The sequence below is a fragment of the Bradyrhizobium sp. STM 3562 genome (genome assembly GCF_045571435.1).
Lineage (GTDB): Bacteria > Pseudomonadota > Alphaproteobacteria > Rhizobiales > Xanthobacteraceae > Bradyrhizobium.
The window spans coordinates 1,327,317-1,349,139 of the sequence record NZ_CP120694.1 but is presented as its reverse complement, the minus strand read 5'-3'; the positions used below and the strand labels follow the sequence as shown (position 1 = coordinate 1,349,139).

The 21,823-nt window shown below is 64.0% G+C and carries 20 protein-coding genes and 1 riboswitch; of the genes, 7 read left to right on the top strand and 13 right to left on the bottom strand.

All coding sequences use genetic code 11. The annotated features are described in order from the left end of the window. Nucleotides 1–15 precede the first annotated feature (15 nt). From fdhF to crcB (P6U23_RS06250), 7 genes are all read right to left on the bottom strand, one after another. A complete protein-coding gene (gene fdhF, locus P6U23_RS06280; protein WP_407178704.1) occupies nt 16–2,781 on the bottom strand; it encodes a formate dehydrogenase subunit alpha in 2,766 nt (921 codons plus the stop codon). Next, on the bottom strand, nt 2,778–4,481 hold the full coding sequence (locus tag P6U23_RS06275; protein ID WP_407178703.1) for an NADH-ubiquinone oxidoreductase-F iron-sulfur binding region domain-containing protein: 1,704 nt from the start codon (nt 4,479–4,481) through the stop codon (nt 2,778–2,780). Before P6U23_RS06275 ends, fdhF begins: the two co-directional genes overlap by 4 nt. A 152-nt stretch (nt 4,482–4,633) precedes the next feature. Further along, the gene (locus P6U23_RS06270; protein WP_407178702.1) at nt 4,634–4,903 is read right to left on the bottom strand and encodes a hypothetical protein; all 270 of its coding nucleotides are present in this window, start codon (nt 4,901–4,903) and stop codon (nt 4,634–4,636) included. Between the two features lie 98 nt (nt 4,904–5,001). After that, nucleotides 5,002–6,657, bottom strand: a complete 1,656-nt coding sequence (locus P6U23_RS06265; RefSeq protein ID WP_407178701.1) for an OFA family MFS transporter — start codon at nt 6,655–6,657, stop codon at nt 5,002–5,004. Nucleotides 6,658–7,707: 1,050 nt separating this feature from the next. Further along, a complete protein-coding gene (locus P6U23_RS06260; RefSeq protein ID WP_407178700.1) occupies nt 7,708–8,049 on the bottom strand; it encodes a DUF190 domain-containing protein in 342 nt (113 codons plus the stop codon). Nucleotides 8,050–8,051: 2 nt separating this feature from the next. Beyond that, the gene (gene crcB / locus P6U23_RS06255; RefSeq protein ID WP_407178699.1) at nt 8,052–8,504 is read right to left on the bottom strand and encodes a fluoride efflux transporter CrcB; all 453 of its coding nucleotides are present in this window, start codon (nt 8,502–8,504) and stop codon (nt 8,052–8,054) included. Continuing rightward, a complete protein-coding gene (gene crcB, locus P6U23_RS06250; RefSeq protein WP_407178698.1) occupies nt 8,501–8,884 on the bottom strand; it encodes a fluoride efflux transporter CrcB in 384 nt (127 codons plus the stop codon). The genes crcB (P6U23_RS06255) and crcB (P6U23_RS06250) overlap by 4 nt, the downstream gene beginning before the upstream one ends. Before the next feature lie 480 nt (nt 8,885–9,364). Further along, nucleotides 9,365–9,426: riboswitch (Fluoride riboswitch) on the bottom strand. A gap of 96 nt (nt 9,427–9,522) precedes the next feature. Between crcB (P6U23_RS06250) and P6U23_RS06245 the strand changes: the two genes are divergently transcribed. Continuing rightward, on the top strand, nt 9,523–10,131 hold the full coding sequence (locus tag P6U23_RS06245; RefSeq protein ID WP_407178697.1) for a cation transporter: 609 nt from the start codon (nt 9,523–9,525) through the stop codon (nt 10,129–10,131). Between the two features lie 222 nt (nt 10,132–10,353). Here the strand turns inward: P6U23_RS06245 and P6U23_RS06240 are convergent, their stop codons facing one another. From P6U23_RS06240 to mobB, 3 genes are all read right to left on the bottom strand, one after another. After that, nucleotides 10,354–10,617, bottom strand: coding sequence for a sulfurtransferase TusA family protein (locus tag P6U23_RS06240; protein WP_407178696.1), 264 nt, complete (start codon nt 10,615–10,617; stop codon nt 10,354–10,356). Nucleotides 10,618–10,668: 51 nt separating this feature from the next. Then, a complete protein-coding gene (glp, locus tag P6U23_RS06235) occupies nt 10,669–11,925 on the bottom strand; it encodes a gephyrin-like molybdotransferase Glp (protein ID WP_407178695.1) in 1,257 nt (418 codons plus the stop codon). A gap of 137 nt (nt 11,926–12,062) precedes the next feature. Further along, complete coding sequence (mobB, locus tag P6U23_RS06230) at nt 12,063–12,590, bottom strand: molybdopterin-guanine dinucleotide biosynthesis protein B (protein ID WP_407178694.1); 528 nt, start codon at nt 12,588–12,590, stop codon at nt 12,063–12,065. Between the two features lie 161 nt (nt 12,591–12,751). Here mobB and P6U23_RS06225 point away from each other — a divergent pair, with 161 nt between their 5' ends. The 4 genes from P6U23_RS06225 (at nt 12,752) to P6U23_RS06210 (ending at nt 17,047) form a co-directional block, all read left to right on the top strand. Then, nucleotides 12,752–13,738 carry an integrase core domain-containing protein gene (locus tag P6U23_RS06225; RefSeq protein ID WP_407176980.1) on the top strand — a complete coding sequence of 329 codons (987 nt, stop codon included), beginning with the start codon at nt 12,752–12,754 and terminating at the stop codon, nt 13,736–13,738. A gap of 95 nt (nt 13,739–13,833) precedes the next feature. Beyond that, complete coding sequence (locus P6U23_RS06220) at nt 13,834–14,727, top strand: formate dehydrogenase accessory sulfurtransferase FdhD (RefSeq protein WP_407178693.1); 894 nt, start codon at nt 13,834–13,836, stop codon at nt 14,725–14,727. Then, nucleotides 14,720–15,337 carry a molybdenum cofactor guanylyltransferase MobA gene (gene mobA / locus P6U23_RS06215; RefSeq protein WP_407178692.1) on the top strand — a complete coding sequence of 206 codons (618 nt, stop codon included), beginning with the start codon at nt 14,720–14,722 and terminating at the stop codon, nt 15,335–15,337. Before P6U23_RS06220 ends, mobA begins: the two co-directional genes overlap by 8 nt. Before the next feature lie 87 nt (nt 15,338–15,424). After that, nucleotides 15,425–17,047, top strand: a complete 1,623-nt coding sequence (locus tag P6U23_RS06210) for an ABC-F family ATP-binding cassette domain-containing protein (RefSeq protein WP_407178691.1) — start codon at nt 15,425–15,427, stop codon at nt 17,045–17,047. A 112-nt stretch (nt 17,048–17,159) separates the two neighbouring features. On the opposite strand, the gene P6U23_RS06205 is transcribed toward P6U23_RS06210, so the two are convergent. Genes P6U23_RS06205 through P6U23_RS06195 form a run of 3 tightly spaced genes read right to left on the bottom strand, consistent with a single transcriptional unit; the run spans nt 17,160 to nt 19,416 of the window. Then, a complete protein-coding gene (locus P6U23_RS06205) occupies nt 17,160–17,981 on the bottom strand; it encodes a substrate-binding domain-containing protein (protein WP_407178690.1) in 822 nt (273 codons plus the stop codon). Nucleotides 17,982–17,998: 17 nt separating this feature from the next. After that, entirely contained in the window at nt 17,999–18,721 is a 723-nt protein-coding gene (locus P6U23_RS06200) for an ABC transporter ATP-binding protein (RefSeq protein WP_407178689.1), read from the bottom strand. A 2-nt stretch (nt 18,722–18,723) separates the two neighbouring features. Beyond that, nucleotides 18,724–19,416, bottom strand: coding sequence for an ABC transporter permease (locus tag P6U23_RS06195; protein ID WP_407178688.1), 693 nt, complete (start codon nt 19,414–19,416; stop codon nt 18,724–18,726). 85 nt (nt 19,417–19,501) lie between these two features. Here P6U23_RS06195 and P6U23_RS06190 point away from each other — a divergent pair, with 85 nt between their 5' ends. Together P6U23_RS06190 and P6U23_RS06185 are read left to right on the top strand one after the other, a co-directional pair. Beyond that, nucleotides 19,502–20,395, top strand: a complete 894-nt coding sequence (locus P6U23_RS06190) for a substrate-binding domain-containing protein (RefSeq protein WP_407178687.1) — start codon at nt 19,502–19,504, stop codon at nt 20,393–20,395. A 122-nt stretch (nt 20,396–20,517) separates the two neighbouring features. Then, nucleotides 20,518–21,729: an ABC transporter substrate-binding protein gene (locus P6U23_RS06185; protein ID WP_407178686.1), complete on the top strand. Its 1,212-nt coding sequence runs from the start codon at nt 20,518–20,520 to the stop codon at nt 21,727–21,729. The last annotated feature ends 94 nt before the right edge of the window (nt 21,730–21,823 follow it).

Here is a 21,823-nt window from a genome sequence, read left to right as displayed (position 1 = left end):
CGGGTTCGGCGCGCCCTACTCCGCCGCAGTGCGTATCTCGACCGGTTCGACCCGCACCGCGCAGAACTTGAACTCGGGAATTTTTCCGAACGGATCCAGCGCCGGGTTGGTCAGCAGGTTGGCCGCCGCCTCGGCGTAACAGAATGGCATGAACACCATGTTCTGCGGCACGTCGTTGTCGGCACGCACTTTCACTTCCACTGCGCCGCGGCGCGTTTCCAGCCGAATGAAGTCACCGGGCGAGAGCTGCATCCGCCGCATGTCCTTCGGCGACATGAACGCGACCGCCTCGGGCTCGATCTCATCGAGCACGCTGGCCCGCCGCGTCATGGCGCCGGTGTGCCAATGTTCGAGCACACGGCCCGTCGACAGCACCATCGGATATTCGTCGTCGGGCAATTCGTCCGGCGGCCGCACATGCGCCGGCACGATCTTGCCGCGCCCGCTTTCGGTGGGGAAACCGGTCGTGAAGATGATCTCGTTGCCGGGCTTCTGCGGATCGTCGGCCGGATAGGTCACCGCGCCTTCGCGCACCAAGCGCTCCCAGCTAATGTTGTCGAGCGAGGGCATCAACTGCGCCATCTCCGCGTAGACATCGGCCGGGCCATTGTAATTCCAGGGCAGTCCCATGCGCCGCGCGATCTCCTGGATGATCCAGAGATCCTGCCGCGCATCGCCCGGCGGCTTGATCACCTCGCGCGCGAGCTGCACGCGGCGGTCGGTGTTGGTGAAGGTGCCCGCTTTCTCCGCAAAGGCCGAGGCCGGCAGGATAACGTCGGCATGAAATGCCGTCTCGGTCACGAAGAGATCCTGCACCACCAGATGCTCCAGCTTTGCCAATGCCTCGCGCGCATGCTGCAGGTCGGGGTCGGACATCGCGGGATTCTCGCCCTCGATATACATGCCCCGGATTTCACCGGCGTGGATCGCGTTCATGATCTCGACCACGGTGAGCCCGCGCACCGGATCGAGATCCTGCTGCCACAGCTTCTCGAACGCGCCGCGCAGATCGGCGCGGCCGACCGGCTGATAGTCAGGCAGGAACATCGGAATGAGACCGGCGTCGGACGCGCCCTGCACGTTGTTCTGGCCGCGCAGCGGATGCAGGCCGGTACCGGGACGACCGACCTGACCGGTGATCAGCGCAAGCGCAATCAGGCAGCGCGCATTGTCGGTGCCGTGCACATGTTGGCTGATACCCATGCCCCAGAAGATGATGGACGCACGCGAGCGCGCATACAGCCGCGCCACCTCCCGCAGGGTCTCGGCCGGAATGCCACAGATCGGCGCCATCTTCTCCGGCGTGAAATCCTTGATCTTGGCCTTCAGCTCCTCAAAGCCTTCGGTATAGCCCGCGATATATTGCTCGTCGGTCAGGCCCTCGGTGATGATGGTGTTGATCATCGCGTTCAGAAGCGCGACGTCGCTGCCCGGCTTGAAGGCGAGATGCTTGTAGGCATGCCGCGACAACGTTTGCCGGCGAGGATCCATCACGATCAGCTTGGCGCCGCGTTTGGCGGCGTTCTTGATGAAGGTCGCCGCGACCGGGTGGTTCACCGTCGGATTGGCGCCGATGACGATGATCACTTCGGCTTCGAGCGCCGCGGAGAACGGCGCCGAGACCGCGCCCGAGTTCAAGCCCTCGGTGAGTGCAGCCACCGAAGAGGCGTGGCACAGACGCGTGCAGTGGTCGACGTTGTTGGAGCCAAAGCCAGTGCGCACCAGCTTCTGGAAAAGATAGGCCTCTTCATTCGAGCCCTTGGCCGAGCCGAAGCCGGCAAGCGCCTTCGGCCCCCTCTCGTCTCGGATCTTGACCAGGCCTTTCGCGGCGATGTCGAGCGCCTCCTCCCAGCTCGCTTCACGGAAATGGGTGAAGGGATTGGCGGGATCGACCTGGTCGTTGGCATCCTTTTTCGCATTCGGCATCCGCACGAGCGGCTTGGTCAGGCGATGCGGGTGATGGATGTAGTCGAAGCCGAAGCGCCCCTTGACGCAAAGGCGATTGTGATTGGCCGGGCCGTCGCGGCCCTCGGCATAAATCACCTTGTCGTCCTTGACGTTGTAGGTCACCTGACAGCCGACGCCGCAATAGGGACAGAGCGAATCGACCTTGCGATCGGGATAGACGACGCGGGTCTGTTTTTCATCCAGCATCACCGCCGGCATCAAAGCGCCGGTCGGGCAGGCCTGCACGCATTCGCCGCAAGCAACGCAGGTGGATTCGCCCATCGGATCGTCGAAGTCGAACACGACCTTGGCGCCGTGGTTGCGATAGGCCATGCCGATGACGTCGTTGACCTGAACCTCGCGGCAGGCGCGCACGCACAGGCCGCACTGGATGCAGGCGTCAAGATTGACGCGCATTGCCGAATGGCTGGCATCGGGCTGCCAGCGCTCGGCCCCGGGAAAGCGGCTTTCGGTGACGCCGACCTTCTCGGCCCAGTGCCAGAATTTTGAATCCGGATCGTGCGAGGTCTCGCGCGCGGGCTGGTCCGCGACCAGGAGCTCCATCACCATCTTCTGCGCCGCAACCGCGCGGGAGCTCGCGGTCTTCACCTTCATGCCGACCGTCGGCGTGCGCTTGCAGGAGGCGGCGAGCACGCGCTCGCCTTCGATCTCGACCATGCAGGCGCGGCAATTGCCGTCGGGACGATAGTCCGGTGCCGGCGAATAGCAGAGGTGCGGGATTTCCTGGCCCTCGCGCTTGGCAACCTGCCAGATGGTCTCGCCGGGCTTCGCTTCGACCTGTTTGCCGTCGAGCTCGAACTGGATTTTCGTCATTCCGCTGCGTCCTTGAACTCGTCCGCGAAGTATTTGATGACCGAAGTAAGCGGATTGGAGGCCGCTTGGCCCAGCCCGCAAATCGATGCATCCCGCATCGCCTGGCTCAATTCTTCGAGCAATTGCCGGTTCCAGACCGGCCGCTCCATGAGCTGCGCCGCTTTCTGGGTTCCGACGCGGCAGGGCGTACACTGGCCGCAACTCTCATCCTCGAAGAAGCGCATCAGGTTGAGCGCGGCCGTCCTCACGCTGTCGTGCTGCGAGAGGATGACGATTGCCGCCGAACCGATGAAGCAGCCGTATTTCTCCAGCGTGCCGAAATCGAGCGGGATGTCGTCCATCGACGCGGGAAGGATGCCGCCGGAGGCCCCGCCCGGCAGATAAGCGTAAAACGTATGGCCGTCGGCCATGCCGCCGCAGAACTCGTCGATCAGTTCACGTACCGTAATGCCTGATGGTGCGAGCTTCACGCCGGGATTTTTGACCCGGCCGGAAACCGAATAGCTGCGCAGGCCTTGTCGGCCGTTGCGGCCGTGGCTCTTCCACCAGTCGGCGCCTTTCTCGACGATGTCGCGCACCCACCACAGCGTCTCGACATTGTTGATCAATGTCGGCAGACCGAACAGGCCGACCTGGAACGGATAGGGCGGCTTGTGCCGCGGCAAGCCGCGCTTGCCCTCGATGCTCTCGAGCAGGGAGGATTCCTCGCCGCAGATGTAGGCTCCGGCGCCGCGCCGCAAATGCAGGACCGGTCCGCCCGGCGGCAGCTTCGCGATCTCGCGGTCGAGGATGTCGCGACAGGCCGGATATTCGTCACGGATGTAGATGTAGACGTCGCTGGCCTCGACGATATGTGCGCCGATCAGGGTGCCCTCGAGGAAGCGGTGCGGATCGCGCTCGAGATAGTAGCGGTCCTTGAACGTTCCGGGCTCGCCCTCATCGCCGTTGATCGCCATGAGTCGCGGTCCCGGCTCGCCGAGCACGGCGCGCCATTTGCGTCCGGTGGGGAACCCCGCGCCGCCAAGGCCGCGCAGGCTCGCATCATCGAGGTGCTTCAGCACATCTTCCTTGGACAATTCGCCCGCGCGCAGCCGCTGCAGCAGCTTGTAGCCGCCATCCGCGACATAGGCCTCGTAGCCGATGTATTTCGGCAGATGCGCATGGGTCTCGCCGGCTTTCGCGGCCGCGAGGACGCCTTCGACGCTGGCATGATCGACGAAGTTGTGGCCGACCTCGGCCGCAGGGGCCGTATCGCAGCGGCCGACGCACGGCGCACGCACCACGCGGATGCCCGGCCCTGATTTGCTCTGCAGGTCCTGCAGCAATTGTTCGCCGCCCAGCATGGCGCAGGTCAGGGAGTCGCAGACGCGGATGGTCAGCGGCGGAATGTTTGGTTCCCCCTCCTTCACCACGTCGAAATGCGCGTAGAAGGTCGCGGTCTCGAACACTTCGGCAAAGGATAGCCGCATCGCTTCCGCGAGCGCCGCGAGATGGGCCGCGGAAATCTGCTTGTAGGTGTCCTGGATCAGGTGCAGGTGCTCGATCAGAAGATCGCGCCGCCGCGGGCGATCGCCGAGTAATTGCTCGATTTCATGGGCGGCAACCGGATCGACCTGGCGTCCCTTCGGCGTCGCCTTCGCGCGTTTCCGCCCCTGACCCGGATGCTCGAACGAGCGAACCTGATGGACGTCATGACTCATGAATGTGTCTCGTTCCCTCACGTCTGTTTAGAACGACTCTAACCTCTGGCATGCCAGATGCCAAGAGGAAATTACGATGTCCAAATAATGATTTAAGGGGCGGAGAGGGTCCCTGCCATGCCCCTTTTGGACGAGGGCCCGCGCCGGGCCCTTCAAGTCTTTTCCATGCAGTCGGCGATGTAGAACCAACGGTCGTCGCCGGCAAGTCCCTTGGCCTTCACCTCCTTGCGGCAGGCGGCGAGCTTGGGCTTGTTGGTGTTCCATTTGGCCTTCATCGCCCTCAGCTTTTGGACCGTCAGCTTCATCTTCGAGGGCTTGGCCTCGCTGCTGGCCGCTGGTGGCGTGGCGGTCTGGGCGGACGTGGTTTGAAGATGAACGGTCAAGATCAGGATCGCCACGACGCAACCGATGATGCGAAGCATGAATTCCCTCCTGAAATGATTTTTTGATCTTTAGATCGGAGGGACGCGCGCTTCCCGCGCGTCCCTCCGTCAGGCAAAGCCACTGATCAGAATGGCGGTCAGAAGATCTTGGCCGCGCTCAGCAGTGTCCGGTAAACGCCCCAGGCCAGCGGGATGCCGACGAAGGCCCAGAACAGCGCGGCCTTGACGTCGAGGCCGCCCTTGCCGATGCCGAACGAGCCGTGCTGGACCGCGGCCTCCTTTTGCGCGCTGGCCGCCTGCAGCTTCGCCACCTCGTCGGCGCGCATGTACCATTTCGGGTTCACCGGCTTGACGAGATAGTTGCAGATGAGGCCCGCGACCAGCATCGCGCAGAGGACATACATCGTCGAGTTATAGAGCTGGTCGCGCGGCACGCCGGCGGCGAGCTGGAACTCGCGGATATAGTTCACCACCACCGGGCCGATGATGCCGGCCGTGGACCACGCCGTCAGCAGCCGGCCGTGGATGGCGCCCACGAACTGGGTGCCGAACATGTCGGCGAGATAGGCCGGCACGGTGGAGAAGCCGCCGCCATACATCGACAGGATGATGCAGAAGGCGAGCACGAACAGAAGTTTCGAGCCCATGGTCGCGAAGGTCGGCGCCGAGGCATAGAGCACGATGCCGAGAATGAAGAAGGTGTAGTAGGTGTTCTTGCGGCCGATATAGTCCGACAGCGAGGCCCAGAAGAAGCGGCCGCCGATGTTGAACAGCGACAATAGCCCGGCAAAGCCGGCGGCGATTCCCGCGATCATCGTCTTCTGCTCGACCGAGAGCTGGCCGAAGGCGAGCTCGGGGTGCCCGATCAGCTTGCCGGCGAAGATCTCCTGCAGCATCGGCGAGGCCATGCCGATCACGCCGATGCCGGCGGAGACGTTCAAGCACAGCACCCACCAGATCAGCCAGAACTGCGGCGTCTTGTGCGCGTTGTCGAGATGCACGTGGTGCTCGGTGATCATCGACTTCTTTTCGCTCGGCGGCGTCCAGCCGTCCGGCTGCCAGCCCGACGGCGTCACGCGATAGGCGAAGGCGCCGATCATCATGAACACGAAATAGATCACGCCCATGGTGACGAAGGTCTCCCAGACGCCGACCGAGGTCGGGGTCTTGAAATAGTTCATCAGCAAGTCCGCCAGCGGCGCGCCGATCATGGCGCCGCCGCCGAACCCCATGATCGCCATGCCGGTCGCCATGCCGCGGCGATCCGGAAACCACTTGATCAGGGTCGACACCGGCGAGATGTAGCCGAGCCCGAGGCCGACGCCGCCGATCACGCCGGCGCCCAGCCACATGATCCAGAGCTGATGCACATAGACGCCGAGCGCCGCGATGATGAGGCCGCCGCCCCAGCACAGCGCGGCGACGACGCCCGCCTTGCGCGGGCCGACGCGCTCGAGCCAGCCGCCCCAGATCGCGGCGGAGACGCCGAGCAGCACGAAGAACAGCGTGAACATCCAGCCCATGCTGGCGACGCGCCAGTCGCAGGTGGTGGTGAACAGCTCCTGCCACAGCGACATGTCGGCACAGGCCTTGCTCTGGGTGATGCCGATCGCGCGCGACAGCGGCAGCCAGAACACCGAAAAGCCGTAGGCCATGCCGATGCAAAGATGGATGCACAGCGCCGCGGGCGGCACCAGCCAGCGGTTGAAGCCCGCCTTGGCGATCGTGTGCTCGCGATCAAGGATTCCCGCGCCGGCGCCGGACACGGTGCCGGCAGTTTCAGCAGTTGCCATTCATTCCTCCCCTAACAGTGCCCCCAGAAGGGTGTCTGCCCACGATCCCCGTCCTCAGCTCCTGCGCGGATGCGAGCCTGCGCTTGCTGCTTCGCACGATCCTTGAGATGCGCCGGGATCAGAAAGCGCACTCCAGAGCCTAACACCTGTTCAATCGCCTTATGCCGGCGCGCCCATTTGCCCGCCGTTTGGCCCGCGCGACCTTCGCGTTTGGATAGACGCAGGATCGCGGGTATCGAAGGCGCGAATCAACCTTCCCTGCCGCGCGGTGTCAATTCGATTGGAGCAAGGCTCACCTCGCTGTCGCTAGATAAAAGGTAGCGAGCCGCCCAGCCACAGCTCGGCGCTTGCGCTGCATATACCGGGCATTGCGATTTGACCGGGCAGATTCCGCAGTTGCAACATGCGCCGAAAACAATCAAGCTTTTCAATCGGGCGATTTGATTTTCCAATCGAGGGCATCATCATGCATTCTCGCCGCGCGATGCGCCCGAGTTGTGCCAAAGCCTTGTCCCTCTTGCTAGCAGAGGGCGCAGGGAAGACCGAGTGCCCGCCGCACCCGCGGCCCCGTGTGCGATAATGCGCAAAGAAATGCACACGGGAGTAACCACAGGTAAGGCGGAATCACACCGGCCTTCCCTGCGCGAGTGGTTTTACGGCTTACTCCGCGCTCTCCCCGGTGAGCCAGACTTTGTTGTCACCGTTGCCCGCGCGATGCGCTTGCGCATCCTCGCGAAACTTAGCGCCAGCCTTGGGGCGCCAGGACCACACGACTTCGCCGTCCGCGTTTGCATCGTTCGCCTTCGCTACATTCGCGGCCATCGCATCCCCGCCTCGCGTTCGTGACGATCGCGAAACGCCCCTCTGCAATCGAGGCGGGATGGGTGAACGATACGACTGATTCTAGTTTCTGAAAAACAGAAATATTTTTGTGCGTCCGGATTGACAGGATCCTAGGGCGCGCACCCGTCGGGCAAATCAACGAGCTCCGCCGTCATTCCGGGCGGAGCTATCAGCGCGAACGCGGAAATGACTATCGCTGTGAGGCGATCAACTCGCGGCCTTCGTCCCGTATTGCAGCACCTGCACCTTCTCCAGCGTAACGAGGCCGCTCGACATCATACCGTCGAGCGTCGGCAGGAAGGCGTTGATCTTGTCCTCGGCATCGACGATCTCGATCACCAGCGGCAGGTCTTCCGAGAGGCGCAGGATCTTCGTGGTGTGCAGGCGGCTGGAGGCGCCAAAGCCCATTGGTCCCCGCAGGACCGTCGCGCCCGCGAGATGCATCTCGCGCGCTTTCAGCACGATCGCCTCGTAAAGCGGCGAGCCGCCAAACCGGTCGTTTTCGCCGATAAAGATCCGAAGCAACACCGCCTGTTTTGGCATCTGCATTGTCAACTCCCTTTCAAACGATTGAGGCGGCCCGCCAGCATGGATCCGAGCCAGACGGCGACAAGCCAGGTCACGACGGACACCGCGATATAGATCAAGGCCGTCCGTTCCGCGCCAGCCTGCAGCAGCCTGACGGTTTCCAGGCTGAAGGATGAGAACGTGGTGTAGCCACCGCAAAACCCGGTCATCACAAACTGCCGCTGGCGGGCGCTCACGAACAGCCGGCCGTCCGGTCCGGTCAGCGTGCTGTAGAAGCCGATGATGAACGAGCCTGTGATGTTCACGAACAGCGTCGGCCAGGGAAATCCCGACGTCAGCGGGATGACAAGCGATGCAAGATAGCGCGCGAGGCTGCCCAGCACGCCACCGGCCGCGACATATGCATACAACATCGCCGTGTTCCGCGCGGTCGAGGGCGCCTTGCTGCCGGTCATCGCGTCCGGTTTCCGCTTCATTTCAATGCATCCACCAGAGCAAAACCGAGCGCCGCGGCCGAAAGTCCCAGTGCCAATGAGACGATCACATAACCCGCCGCGCGGGCTTGCTCCCCGTCGCGTGCGAGCGCCAGCGTCTGCAGGCTGAAGGAAGACACGGTCGTGTAGGCCCCGAGAAAGCCCGTCACCGCGAACAGCCATGGATTGGGCATGGCAAGCGCCGACGCCGGGTCGCGCGCGAGCCCACCGAAGATGCCGATCACAAAGGCGCCGCTGACATTGATCAGCAGAGTGCCCCAGGGAAACGTTTCGCCGATGCGCCTTGCGACGAAGCCCGACACGAAATAGCGCGCCATCGCGCCGAGCACGCTCCCCAAGGCGACGCTGATCAATCCGCTCATGATATGGAAATGGTCCTTTCAGGCCGAGCAAGCGTGGCTCGGTGTTCGACGGCGGTGCTCTGAGCAAACATAAGCCACTCGGCAATTCCCAAGCCAGTCGCGATTCTACGCATCAATTCTGTAGGGCCGGCAAAGGTGCAGCCGTGCCCGTCACGACAATTGCCGTTGCGAATGGTGGGCACGCTTCCGCCTCCGCTCTTCGAGCTACGGCGCGCAAACTGCTTTGCCCACGCTGCTTCACGACGCATCAATCCCGTAGGGTGGGTTGAGCGCAAGCGAAACCTACCGTTCTTGCCGATGTGGATGCGGTGGGTTTCGCTTCGCTCAACCCACCCTACAACGCATATCATCTCTCACGCCTTCCATTGCCGGCCTGCACGCACGAAGCCTTTCGCCCAGAACCGGAGCCCTGCGGCGCGTCCTATTCACCAGTTGCCGACCGTGGAGGAGTTTTGGACACGCTCCTACCGACGCGGACAGCGCCTGGTAGGAGTCATCAGCCTTGCGGCGGTTGTCGGGGGAACCCCATCCCCTTCATGTTGCCGAAAACGTTAGTGGAATCGGCACAATCGCGCAATAGCTTCCGTTGCATGAGGCTTGCAAGCAGGACGAGACGTTACAGAGAATGGGAATGAACGATGCAAGAGCCCGCGATGGCGCGAGATGATCAGGCATTGCGCCGAACAGTGATCATAGTCGCGCTGCTCAACTGCGCCTATTTCGGCATCGAGTTCGCCGTCGGGCTTGCCATCGGTTCGGTCTCGCTGTTTGCCGATAGTGTCGACTTTCTCGAGGACGCCTCCGTGAATTTCCTGATCGCGTTCGCGCTGGGCTGGAGCCCGGCGGCGCGGGCACGCCTCGCGATGCTGCTCGCGCTCATCCTGCTGGCGCCGGCACTGGCCGGGCTCTGGACCGCGTGGCAGAAATTGACGTCGCCGGTAGCCCCGGCGCCCATTCCGCTGACGCTCGCCGGGCTTGGGGCGCTCGCGGTGAACCTCTCCTGCGCGCTGATGCTCGCGAAATTCCGTCATCACAGCGGCAGCCTGACCAAAGCCGCGTTTCTCTCGGCGCGCAACGATGCGATCGCCAATATCGCGATCATCGCCGCCGGCGCGATCACCGCCTGTCTCTGGCGCTCGGCCTGGCCCGATCTCATCGTCGGCTGCGGCATCGCCATCATGAACGCCGACGCCGCGCGCGAGGTCTGGCAGGCGGCGCATGAGGAGCACAAGGCAGCGCGGGCTTAACCCGAGAACGACCTTGAAGCTGGCGCATATGTCAACCGTCACCCTCAAGGTGCCGGCGCCAACGGGTCCGCGCGAAGCACGGCCCGATGACAGGCTCCGCGGCGGCCTCGAAGGGCGACAGCCCGGATCCAGCAGCGGGGCCGTTCATCCTTCGAGGCTCGCTTTCGCGAGCACCTCAGGGATGACGGAACAACTGAAAGCCTGATGCAAAGCGATCGCGTCTTAACCCGCAGGCGCGGTCGGATCCGGCTTTGCGCCGCCGTCCAACTTCTCGATCAGAAACACGATCCGCTCCTGCGTGCGTTCGGTGATCTCGACCTTGTCGCCGGTTTCGCGGATCAGGTTCGGGATGTCGATCACCGCGAGCGGATCGGTGCAGTGGACTTCGAGGCAATCGCCCGCCTTCACGGATTTCAGCGCCTTGCGCGTCTTCAGCGCAGGCAACGGGCATTTCAGGCCGGACAGGTCGAGCTTTGTCGTGGTCATGCGTGCAAGATGGCGAGGCGATCGGTGGCGGTCAACGCTTCAGATCATGATCTAGCCGATCAGATCCGCGTAGCCGAGAAAGCCGACGACGTCGCCGGGCTCGACCTTTGTCACGGTCTCGCCGAGTTCGATCAGGCCGTCGGTCTCCACCAGCGACGACAGCAGGCCCGCACCCTCGCGTGGAAACTTGATCGCCTCGAGCGCGCCATCCCCGCCCCTGCGCAGGAAACCGCGGACATATTCGCGGCGGCCGATCTTCTTCTTGTAGGTGAAGGCGGCGCGCACCGGCATCGGGACCGGTGGCGCCGCGGGCGCGCCCATCAGCGCGAGCACCGTCGGCCGCACCACGTGAACGAAGGTGACAAAGCTTGCCACGGGATTGCCAGGCAGGCCGATCAACGGCGTGCCGTCGATGATGCCCATCGCCACCGGGCGCCCGGGCTTGATCGCCATGCGCCACAGCACCAGCTTGCCCACGCTCTCGACGGCCGCCTTGACGTGATCCTCTTCGCCGGTCGAGACGCCGCCGGTGGTGAGGAGGAGATCGTGGCTGGCGGCCACCTGCTTAAGGCCGTTTGCGAGCGAGATGCGCTCGTCGCGCAGGATGCCAAGATCGCTGACCGCGCAGCCGAGGCGCTTGAGCATCGCCATCAGCATGAAGCGGTTGGAGTCGAAGAGCTGCGCCGCGGCGCGCGGCTCGCCAGGCGAGGCGAGTTCGTCGCCGGTGGAGAACACCGCGACGCGAAGCGGCCGGACCACCTCCAGCCGGGTCAGCCCGAAGGCGGCGGCGAGCGCGACATCCTGCGGGCGCAAGCGCCGGCCGGCCTTCAACGCGACGTGACCTCGCGGAATGTCTTCGCCGGAGGGGCGCACATTGGCGCCGGGCTTTAAGCCTGGCGGCAGCACCACACGTCCGGCTTCGTCAATTCGCACGTCTTCCTGCATGAACACCGTGTCGGTGCCTTCGGGCATCGGCGCGCCGGTGAAGATCCGCACCGCGTGCCCGGCTTTTGCCGGCTGCGCCGTGCTGCCGGCCTGAACCCGCCCGGCGAGCGGAAATGCGAGCGCTTGCTCGCGCGGCAGCTCGCCGCTCCGCACGGCATAGCCGTCGACGGCGGAATTGGTGAAGGGCGGCAGGGGCAAGGGCGCGGCGAGATCGTGCGCGAGAATGCGGCCATCGGCCTGAGCAAGCGCAACGGTCTCGACATCGCGCACCGCCGCGACCCGCGCGGCGATGATGGCAACCGCTTCGTCGACCGACATCATCGGTCCGCCGAAGGCAAAGCAATCGTCGGACAATTGCGCCATGCTGCCTCTAGATTGTTATGGCTTTGGACTGAAGCGGATGCCCCTGTCCGACCGTCATCCTTCGAGGCTCGCTCCGCTCGCGCCTCAGGATGACGGGCAAAGATAGGAGCCCATTTCGGTCTAGCACGATCATGCGTTTACCCCGCCACCGTGCTCATCGCCAGCAGCTCTTCGATCGTAACAGCCGACCGCCGTATCAGCGCGGCGATCGCGGGGATATCGTCGAGATGCGCCACCGGCAGCCGGGTTTCAACGGCGACGTCGCTGGCGATACCGACGATGCCGGGATCGTCAGGGAACAGAAACGGCTTGCCGTTGGCGGCGCGATGCACCTCAATCTTGCGATGCGGCTCGGCCTTGTAGCCCTCGATGACGACGAGATCGACGCGGCTCATCTTCTTCAAGAGCTCCGGCAGTCGCGGCTCGGGCGCTCCGCGCAGCTCATGCATCAAGGCCCAACGGTTGCCCGACGATACCAGCACCTCCTCGGCGCCGGCCTCGCGGTGGCGCCAGGAATCCTTGCCCGGCACGTCGACATCGAACTTGTGATGGGCGTGCTTGATCACGGAGACGCGCAGGCCCTGCTGGCGGAACAGCGGAATCACGCGCGTCAGCAAGGTCGTCTTGCCGGCGCCGCTCCAGCCCGCGAGTCCGATGACTTTCATGTTACCTTCAATCCCATTCCGCCTTCGGGAACCAACGCTCTCCATCATGCTCCGTCATTCCGGGGCGCCTCACCGGGGCCGCGCTTCGCGAGGATCCGTTGGCTCGCAACTGTGCATGTTCACTAATTCGCTGATCGAATCCAGCCCGCAGGGGGGATTCGATGCGCGACAACAGCTTCGACCGGACGATTGAACGGAATTACATTCAGAAGTGGCGGTTCTTGATCGCAGAGTATGAGGAAGTGAAAGCGGGGCGATCGGCGACATTCCGGCGGGTCGGGGATTTCTACCGCCACCACGGCACGTGCTCGCAGACGTTCCGGAAGTACTATAACCGCTACCTGCGCAGCGGCGCGGAGGCCGACCTGCTGCCGCAGCGCCGCGGGCCGAAATGGCGCGAACGCCGCCAGCCGGAAGGCATTGAGGCGGAGATCGTCGCCTGCCGCAAGCGCGGCATGAACCGCTACGAGATCCATGCCGCCTTGCGTGAACAGCGCGATACGGTACCCTCGCCATCGACCATCTATCGCGTCCTAAAGCGCCACGAGCTGAACCGCCGCACCCCGGCGATGCGTGAGGAGAAACGCCGCATTATCAAGGACAAGATCGGGGAACTCGGCCATATTGACCTGCACCAACTGCCGCGCGACATGTTCCTGGTGCCGCCGCCAAGCCCTGCCTTCATCATCAGCCTGCTCGACAGTTGCTCACGCCTGGCCTGGGCCGAAGTCCTGACCTCGAAAAAGGCGCTGCCGGTCATGTTCAAGGCCCTGAAGATGATCAACACCCTGAGCGTCACCTATGGGGTCCAGTTCGCCGAGATCCTCTCTGATAACGGGGCCGAGTTCGCCTCCCGCAATAAACCGGAGGAGCACCCCTTCGAAGCCATGCTGATCGAGCTCGGCATCAAGCACCGCTACACCAGGCCCTACCGGCCGCAGACCAATGGCAAGGTCGAGCGGTTCTGGCGAACCCTGGACGATGACGTCATCGAGGGCGCCACCTTCGATAACCTTGAGCACTTCGCCAATGAACTGTTCGAGTACCTGATCTACTACAACAACTTCAGACCTCATCAGGCCCTCGGCGGCAAGACCCCAAAGGACTTCGCCGCCGCCCAGACTCAAACCATTCGATCAGCGAATTAGTGAACATGCACAGCAACGACGATTGAGACGCATTTTGCTCCTCTCCAACCAGCATTATATCGGTATGCAGGCCTTGTCATGCTAAGCTGATGGCCATGATGAAGATCGACAAAAAGCAGCCCGTTCCTCTTATCCTGCCCAATCCGGACGATCCGCGGCTGACGCAAGCCGTCGAAGGCATCGACCAGACCGGGGCCAGGATCGAAACCAAAGTGCCGATGGAACGGCCGCTGACGCTCTACCTCAATGCCCAGGAGATCGTCACCATGATGACGATCGGCGATTACCCCGAATATCTGGCGCTGGGCTATCTGCTCAATCAGAACATGCTGAAATACGACGACGTCGTCACCGAGGTTGAATATGACGACGATCTCCAGGTCGTGGTGGTGCGCACCGCGCATCACACCAATTTCGAACAGAAGCTGAAGAAGCGCACCCAGACCTCCGGCTGCGCGCAGGGCACCGCGTTCGGCGATCTCCTGGAGGCGGTGGAGAGCGTGGCGCTGCCGAAAGCGGAGCTGCGCACCTCCTGGCTTTATCAGATGACGCAGACCATCAATACCATGCCCTCGCTCTACCTCGAGGCCGGCGCGATCCATGGCTGCGTGCTGTGCGAGGAGGGCACGCCCATTTGCTACACCGAGGATGTCGGCCGGCACAATGCAGTGGACAAGATCGCAGGTTGGATGTTCCGCCATGGCGTCGACGCCGGCGACAAGATCCTCTACACCACGGGACGCCTGACCTCGGAAATGGTGATCAAGACGGTGCGGATGGGGATTCCGATCCTGGTCTCGCGCTCCGGCTTCACGGCCTGGGGCGTGGAACTGGCGCGGCAGGTCGGGCTGACGCTGATCGGCCGCACGCGCGGCAAGCGCTTCATCGCGCTGTCGGGCGAGGAGCGCATCGTCTACGACCAGAACCTCGATTACGTCGAAGAGGAGTCCGCGCGCCACCGGCGCAAGGGCGCCCGCGGCGATGAATGACATTCCGGGCGTCCTGCTCGCCGGCGGCCTGGCGCGGCGGATGGGCGGCGGCGACAAGCCGATGCGCAGGATCGGCGGACGCACCATCCTGGAGCGTGTGATCGCGCGGCTGCAGCCGCAATGCGATGGCCTGATCCTCAATGCCAACGGCGATCCCGCGCGCTTCGCCGCATTCGCCCTTCCGGTGATCGCCGATGGCGTTCCCGATTTTCCAGGGCCGCTGGCCGGCATCCTGGCCGCGCTCGATTGGGCCGCGGCCAACCGGCCGGATGTAAAGTTCATGCTGAGCGCGGCCGCGGATTGCCCGTTCCTGCCGCGCGACTTGGTGACGCGGCTCGCGGCCGCGCGCGAGGAACAGAAGGCCGAGCTTGCGGTCGCCGCCTCCGGCGGCCAAACCCATCCCGTGATCGGGCTATGGAGCGTCGCCTTGCGCGACGAGCTCCGTCACGCGCTGGTCAAGCAAGACATCCGCAAGATCGACCGCTGGACCGCGCGCTACAAGCTCGCCACCGTCACCTGGCCGACGATACCGGTCGATCCGTTTTTCAATGCCAACACGGTCGAGGATATCGCACAAGCCGAGCAGCTTGCGGCGCTGGACGGAGAATAGATCGCCGCCGCCGCATTGCCCTTCCGCTGATACGCCACATGCGCTAAGGGCGGCGCGAGCCAAATTCTCCTCCCGCCCGCGTAGCCCATGATTCGTCTCGACAGCATCAGCAAACAGAACGGCCATCAGATCCTCTTCATCGAAGCCTCCGCGGCGCTCCAGAGGGGCGAAAAGATCGGACTCGTCGGCCCGAACGGGTCCGGCAAGACGACGCTGTTCCGGATGATCACGGGCCAGGACCTCCCCGACGAGGGCCAGGTTTCCGTCGATCGCGGCGTGACCATCGGTTACTTCAGCCAGGATGTCGGCGAGATGTCGGGCCGCAGCGCGGTGGCCGAGGTGATGGACGGCGCCGGCCCGGTCAGCATCGTCGCGGCCGAGCTGAAAGAGCTGGAGGCCGCCATGGCGGATCCGGAACGTGCCGATGACATGGACGACATCATCGCGCGCTACGGCGAGGTGCAGGCGCGGTTCGAGGAATTGGACGGCTATGCGCTCGAGGGCCGCGCCCGCGAAGTGCTGGCCGGCTTGAGCTTCAGCCAGGAGATGATGGACGGCGACGTCGGCGCGTTGTCGGGCGGCTGGAAGATGCGCGTCGCGCTCGCCCGCATCCTCTTGATGCGCCCCGACGTCATGCTGCTGGACGAGCCGAGCAACCACCTCGACCTCGAGAGCCTGATCTGGCTGGAGCAATTCCTCAAAGCCTATGACGGCGCGCTGCTGATGACCTCGCATGACCGCGAATTCATGAACCGCATCGTCACCAAGGTGCTGGAGATCGATGGCGGCGAGCTCACCGCCTATTCGGGCAATTACGAATTCTACGAGCAGCAACGCGCGCTGAACGAGAAGCAGCAGCAGGCCCAGTTCGATCGCCAGCAGGCCATGCTGGCCAAGGAGATCAAGTTCATCGAGCGCTTCAAGGCGCGCGCCTCGCACGCGGCGCAGGTGCAGAGCCGGGTCAAGAAGCTCGAAAAGATCGATCGGGTCGAGCCGCCGAGGCGACGGCAGACGGTCGATTTCGATTTCCCGCCGGCGCCGCGCTCCGGGGAGGACGTGGCGAGCCTCAAGAACGTGCACAAAAGCTATGGCAAAAGGCGCATCTATGAGGGACTCGATTTCCAGATTCGCCGACGCGAGCGCTGGTGCGTGATGGGCGTCAACGGTGCCGGCAAGTCCACGCTGCTCAAACTGGTGGCGGGCTCAGCCGAGCCCGACGACGGCAGCGTGACGCTCGGCGGCAGCGTGAAGATGGGCTATTTCGCCCAGCACGCCATGGACCTCCTGGATGGCGAGCGCACCGTGTTCCAGTCGTTGGAAGACGCGTTCCCGCTGGCCGGGCAAGGCTCGCTGCGTGCGCTCGCCGGCAGCTTCGGCTTCTCCGGCGACGACGTTGAGAAAAGATGCCGGGTGCTTTCAGGCGGCGAAAAGGCCCGCCTCGTCATGGCAAAAATGCTTTACGACCCGCCGAACTTCCTGGTGCTGGACGAGCCGACCAACCATCTGGACATGGCGACCAAGGAAATGCTCATCACGGCACTGTCGAACTTCGAGGGCACGATGCTGTTCGTCTCGCACGACCGCCGCTTCCTCGCCGCGCTGTCCAACAGGGTGCTGGAGCTGACGGCGGAGGGCATCCATCAATACGGCGGCGGTTACACGGAGTATGTGGCGCGCACCGGCCAGGAAGCGCCGGGTCTGCGCAGTTGAATGGAAGGGTTATCCCGCCGCAAGGACGTCATTGCGAGCGAAGCGAAGCAATCCAGAGCCACCCGTGAGACGCTGGATTGCTTCGTCGCTTCGCTCCTCGCAATGACGGATCTCAACTCCCCTTCCCAGCGTCGGGGAAGAACAACTGCTGGCCGTTGATCTTGTAACCCGCGATCGTCGCCTGTCCCTCCGGCGAGATCAGCCAGTCGACAAAAGCCTGGCCGTCCTCCTTCTTCACATGCGGATATTTTTCCGGGTTCACCAGCATCACGCCGTATTGGTTGAACAGCCGCTTGTCGCCCTCGACGACGATCTCGAGATCGCCCTTGTTCTGATAGGAAATCCAGGTGCCGCGATCGGAGAGCGTGTAAGCGCCCATGGCGTTTGCGGTGTTGAGCGCGGCGCCCATGCCTTGCCCAATCTCGCGGTACCAGGGGCCCTTGGCGGCGGCGATGTCGATGCCGGACTGCTTCCACAGGTTCAGCTCGGCCGTGTGCGTCCCAGAGCGGTCACCGCGCGAAACGAACGGCGCGTGCTTCTCGGCAATCACCTTCAGCGCGGTCTCGATGTCCTTGCCCTTGATGCCGGCGGGATCGCTCTTCGGCCCGATCAGGACGAAATCGTTGTACATGACGTCATAACGCTTCACGCCATAGCCTTCGGCCAGGAACTTCTCTTCCTGCGGCTTGGCATGGACGAACACGACGTCGGCATCGCCGCGCCGCGCAGTGTCGAGCGCCTGCCCCGTACCTTGCGCGATCACCTTCACCTCGATGCCGGTCTTTTGCTTGAAGATCGGCAAGAGATAGCCGAATAGGCCGGAATCCTGGGTCGAGGTGGTCGAGGCCACCACGATCGAGCGGTCCGCCGCGCTCGCGGCGCTCGCAATGACGAGCAACAGGCCCGCAAGCAGAGAGGATGTGAGCCGAGACATCTCCTGGTCCTTCACGTTCAGATCACGAGATCGCCGCGCAAAAAGCTGGCCGCCTCCGCGGACGATGGATGGTCGAGAAAGTCGCGTGCCGGGGCGCGCTCGTGCTGGCGCCCGCGCAACAGAAAGATCACCTCGCCGGCAAGGCGCCGGACCTGCCCGAGATCGTGCGAGGCCATCACCACCTTGATGCCCGACAACGCCACCATCTGGATGATCTCTTCGACGCCGCGCGTGGCGGCGGGATCGAGATTGGCGGTGGGCTCGTCAAGCAGCAAGATCTCGGGATCGCGTGCCAGCGCGCGTGCGAGCGCCAGCCGCTGCTGCTCCCCGCTCGATAGCCGCCGCGCGGGTCGGTGCGCCAGCTCGGGGAGCCCGACGCGCTGCAGGAGATCGTCAATGCGCGATGCGCGATCCTTGCGCGGCACGCCCGCTTGCGCGAGCGCATAGGCGATGTTGGCGGACGCCGAGCGGCGCAGCATCACCGGGCGCTGAAACACGATCGCGCGTCGCGTCGGCGCGCGATCAAGGCGCCCGCCCCAGGTGATGCGGCCGGAGGACGGCGCCGTGAGACCCATGCACAGCCGCAGCAGGCTGGTCTTCCCCGCGCCGTTCGGTCCGATGAGGAGCGTCGGCGCCCCTTGCGTGATCGTCAAATTCAGGCCGTCGAGGATCGCGGTCGCGCCCGCCCGCAGCGAGACGTTCTCCAGAACCAGCGGCAGATCGCTCGAAGGCGCGCGCATGATCAGCCCACGTGCCGTTCGGACCAGAGACGCGTGCCCCAGACCGCGGCATTGATTGCGATCACGATCGCCACCAGGATCAGCCCGAGCCCCATCGCCAGCGGCAGGTTGCCCTTGGACGTTTCCAGCGCGATCGCAGTTGTCATTGTGCGAGTGAAGCCGTCGATATTGCCGCCGACAATCATCACCGCGCCGACCTCCGCAGCGGCGCGGCCAAAGCCGGCGAGCAGCGCGGTGAGCAGACTGAAGCGCGCATCCCACAGCAGCGTCGTCACGCGGGAGAGCGGACCCACATTCATCGCACCGAGTTCATCGCGATACTCGGCCCAGATATCCTCGACGGTCTGGCGCGTCAGCGCTGCCAGGATCGGCGCAATCAAAATGGTCTGGGCGATCACCATCGCGCTCGGCGTGAACAACAGCCCCATCGCGCCAAGCGGCCCGGATCGCGACAGCAGGAGATAGACGGCGAGCCCTACGACCACCGGCGGCAGGCCCATCGCCGCATTGAGCAGGACCACGAGAATGGGCCGGCCGGGAAATCGCGTCAGCGCCAGCAGCGCTCCCAACGGCATGCCGATAAGAGCCGCCAACGCGACTGCGGAGAGGCTCACGGCCAGCGACAGCCGCACGATGGCAAACAGCGCCGCATCGCCGCTCAAGATCAGGTCCCAGGCGCTTGCGTGGTCCGGCATGGCTCCTCCCGCGGCCTTGTTCGGCAAAGATTCCGCGGTTTGTCAATTGGTTGAGCCTAAGCATAAATATGCATAGAAATGCAGGATGGAATTTTTGACCACCAGCGAGGCAGCGGAATACCTCCGGCTCGGGGAGCGCAAGCTCTATGAGCTCGTGACCTCCGGCGCCATCCCCTGCAGCAAGGTGACCGGCAAATGGCTGTTTCCGCGTCACGAGCTCGATCTCTGGGTGCTCTCGGGGCTGGCGCGGCCGGCCGGCATGATGGCCGCCGATGCTCCGCCGATCGTCGGCGGCAGCCAGGACGATCTGTTGGAATGGAGCCTGCGCGAGTCGGGTTCCGGATTGGCCTCGCTCAACGAAGGCACCACGCGCGGCGTCGACCGCTTGCTGCGCGGCGAGGTGACGGCCACCGCGATCCATTTCCACGGCGATGAAGTCTCGGACAACCGCGCCGGAGACCCGAACGTTGCGACCGTGCGCGCGATGCCGGGGCTGCATGACGCCGTGCTGATCGGCGTTGCCAGGCGCGAACAAGGGCTGTTGGTCGCGTCCGGCAACTCGAAGCGCTTGCACAGTCTTCCCGATGTCCTGGCGTCCGGAGCCAAAATCGCGGTGCGGCAAGCGGGCGCCGGCGCGCAATTGCTGCTCGAAGAGCTGCTCACGCGCATCGGCGCTTCGCTGAAAGATTTGCGCCGGCTGGAGCCGCCCTGCCTGACGGGACCCGATCTTGCCGCGGCGATCGCGACAGGCCAAGCCGATTGCGGCATTGCCACCCGCGCCGCGGCCAGGTCAGCCGGCCTCGATTTCGTACCCCTGCTCTGGGAAGATTTCGACCTGTTGATGCGCCAGCGCAGCTATTTCCGTCCCGGCATGCAGGCGCTGATCGGCTTTCTCTCCAGCAGGCGGATGAAGCAGCGGGCAGCCGACCTCTCCGGCTATGACACCACGCCTGCGGGGCAAATTCGCTTCGCGGCCTGACGGCCGGCAAGCAGCTCGACCCCGACGAAGAATTAGTTGCAAATACAACCAATTTGCAGCTAAAGCCAGCATGGCCGAAAACAACGAAAAACACGGCCGTCATCATCCGGGGAGGACAAGACGTGACATCCGCAACACGAATCGTGCTTGCCGCGCTGGCGGTCGCGACGCTGGCCGCGCCGGCTGCGCACGCACAAATATCCGACGACGTGGTCAAGATCGGCGTGCTGACCGACATGAACGGCCCGGCTTCGACACCGACCGGCCAAGGCTCGGTCACGGCGGCCCAAATGGCCGTCGACGATTTCGGTGGTAAGGTGCTGGGCAAGCCGATCAGCGTGATCGTCGGCGATCACCAGCTCAAACCGGATATCGGCGGCGCGATCGCGCGGCGCTGGTACGACACGGAACAGGTCGATCTCATTGTCGACGTGCCGGTCTCCGCCGTTGGCCTCGCGGTGCAGAACATCGCCAACGAGAAGAAGAAGCTTTTCATCACCCATTCGACCGGCACGGCGGATTTCCACGGCAAGTTCTGCTCGCCCTATGCGATCCAGTGGGTGTTCGATACGCACGCGCTCGCGGTCGGCACCGCACGGGCGGTGGTCAAGCGCGGCGGCGACACGTGGTTCTTCATCACCGACGATTACGCGTTCGGACATTCACTGGAGCGCGACGCCTCGAGCGTGGTCACCGCCAATGGCGGCAAGGTGCTGGGTTCGGTGCGGCCGCCGCTCGCGACGCCTGATCTCTCCTCATTCGTGCTGCAGGCGCAGGCTTCGAAAGCCAAGATCATCGGTATCGCAGCGGGTCCGCCGAACAACATGAACGAGATCAAGACCGGTTCGGAGTTCGGCGTGTTCCAGGGCGGCCAACAGATGGCGGCGTTGCTCGCGCTAATCACGGACATCCATGGTCTGGGACTGCAGGCCGCACAGGGGCTCCTGCTCACCACCTCGTTCTATTGGGACATGGACGACAAGACCCGCGAATGGTCCAAGCGCTACTTCGCCAAGATGAACCGCATGCCGACGATGTGGCAGGCCGGCGTCTACTCGTCCGTGATGCATTATCTCCAGGCGATCAAGGAGACCGGCACCGACGATCCGCTGAAGGTCGCGGCGAAGATGCGCGAGAAGCCGATCGAGGATTTCTTCGCCCGCAACGGCCGCTTGCGCGAGGACAATCTGATGGTGCATGACCTCTGGCTGGTCCAGGTCAAGAAGCCGGACGAGAGCAAATATCCCTGGGATTATTACAAGGTCCTGGCCAAGATCTCCGGCGAGGACGCCTTCGGCCCGCCCGATCCGGCGTGTTCGATGGTGAAGAAGTAAAGGCGCGGGGCTCGCTGCAAAGCCGCTGTCGTCCCGGCTCTGCGCTTTCGCCTTCGCTCTTCGAGCTACGGCGGACAAGTCGCTTGGCCGGGAC

Excerpts from the sequence above, each read along its gene's own strand:
- fdhF (WP_407178704.1), bottom strand. The coding sequence starts at position 2,781 with ATGACGAAAATCCAGTTCGAGCTCGACGGCAAACAGGTCGAAGCGAAG.
- P6U23_RS06275 (WP_407178703.1), bottom strand. The coding sequence starts at position 4,481 with ATGAGTCATGACGTCCATCAGGTTCGCTCGTTCGAGCATCCGGGTCAG.
- P6U23_RS06270 (WP_407178702.1), bottom strand. The coding sequence starts at position 4,903 with ATGCTTCGCATCATCGGTTGCGTCGTGGCGATCCTGATCTTGACCGTT.
- P6U23_RS06265 (WP_407178701.1), bottom strand. The coding sequence starts at position 6,657 with ATGGCAACTGCTGAAACTGCCGGCACCGTGTCCGGCGCCGGCGCGGGA.
- P6U23_RS06260 (WP_407178700.1), bottom strand. The coding sequence starts at position 8,049 with ATGCAGATGCCAAAACAGGCGGTGTTGCTTCGGATCTTTATCGGCGAA.
- crcB (WP_407178699.1), bottom strand. The coding sequence starts at position 8,504 with ATGAAGCGGAAACCGGACGCGATGACCGGCAGCAAGGCGCCCTCGACC.
- crcB (WP_407178698.1), bottom strand. The coding sequence starts at position 8,884 with ATGAGCGGATTGATCAGCGTCGCCTTGGGGAGCGTGCTCGGCGCGATG.
- P6U23_RS06245 (WP_407178697.1), top strand. The coding sequence starts at position 9,523 with ATGCAAGAGCCCGCGATGGCGCGAGATGATCAGGCATTGCGCCGAACA.
- P6U23_RS06240 (WP_407178696.1), bottom strand. The coding sequence starts at position 10,617 with ATGACCACGACAAAGCTCGACCTGTCCGGCCTGAAATGCCCGTTGCCT.
- glp (WP_407178695.1), bottom strand. The coding sequence starts at position 11,925 with ATGGCGCAATTGTCCGACGATTGCTTTGCCTTCGGCGGACCGATGATG.
- mobB (WP_407178694.1), bottom strand. The coding sequence starts at position 12,590 with ATGAAAGTCATCGGACTCGCGGGCTGGAGCGGCGCCGGCAAGACGACC.
- P6U23_RS06225 (WP_407176980.1), top strand. The coding sequence starts at position 12,752 with ATGCGCGACAACAGCTTCGACCGGACGATTGAACGGAATTACATTCAG.
- P6U23_RS06220 (WP_407178693.1), top strand. The coding sequence starts at position 13,834 with ATGATGAAGATCGACAAAAAGCAGCCCGTTCCTCTTATCCTGCCCAAT.
- mobA (WP_407178692.1), top strand. The coding sequence starts at position 14,720 with ATGAATGACATTCCGGGCGTCCTGCTCGCCGGCGGCCTGGCGCGGCGG.
- P6U23_RS06210 (WP_407178691.1), top strand. The coding sequence starts at position 15,425 with ATGATTCGTCTCGACAGCATCAGCAAACAGAACGGCCATCAGATCCTC.
- P6U23_RS06205 (WP_407178690.1), bottom strand. The coding sequence starts at position 17,981 with ATGTCTCGGCTCACATCCTCTCTGCTTGCGGGCCTGTTGCTCGTCATT.
- P6U23_RS06200 (WP_407178689.1), bottom strand. The coding sequence starts at position 18,721 with ATGCGCGCGCCTTCGAGCGATCTGCCGCTGGTTCTGGAGAACGTCTCG.
- P6U23_RS06195 (WP_407178688.1), bottom strand. The coding sequence starts at position 19,416 with ATGCCGGACCACGCAAGCGCCTGGGACCTGATCTTGAGCGGCGATGCG.
- P6U23_RS06190 (WP_407178687.1), top strand. The coding sequence starts at position 19,502 with ATGGAATTTTTGACCACCAGCGAGGCAGCGGAATACCTCCGGCTCGGG.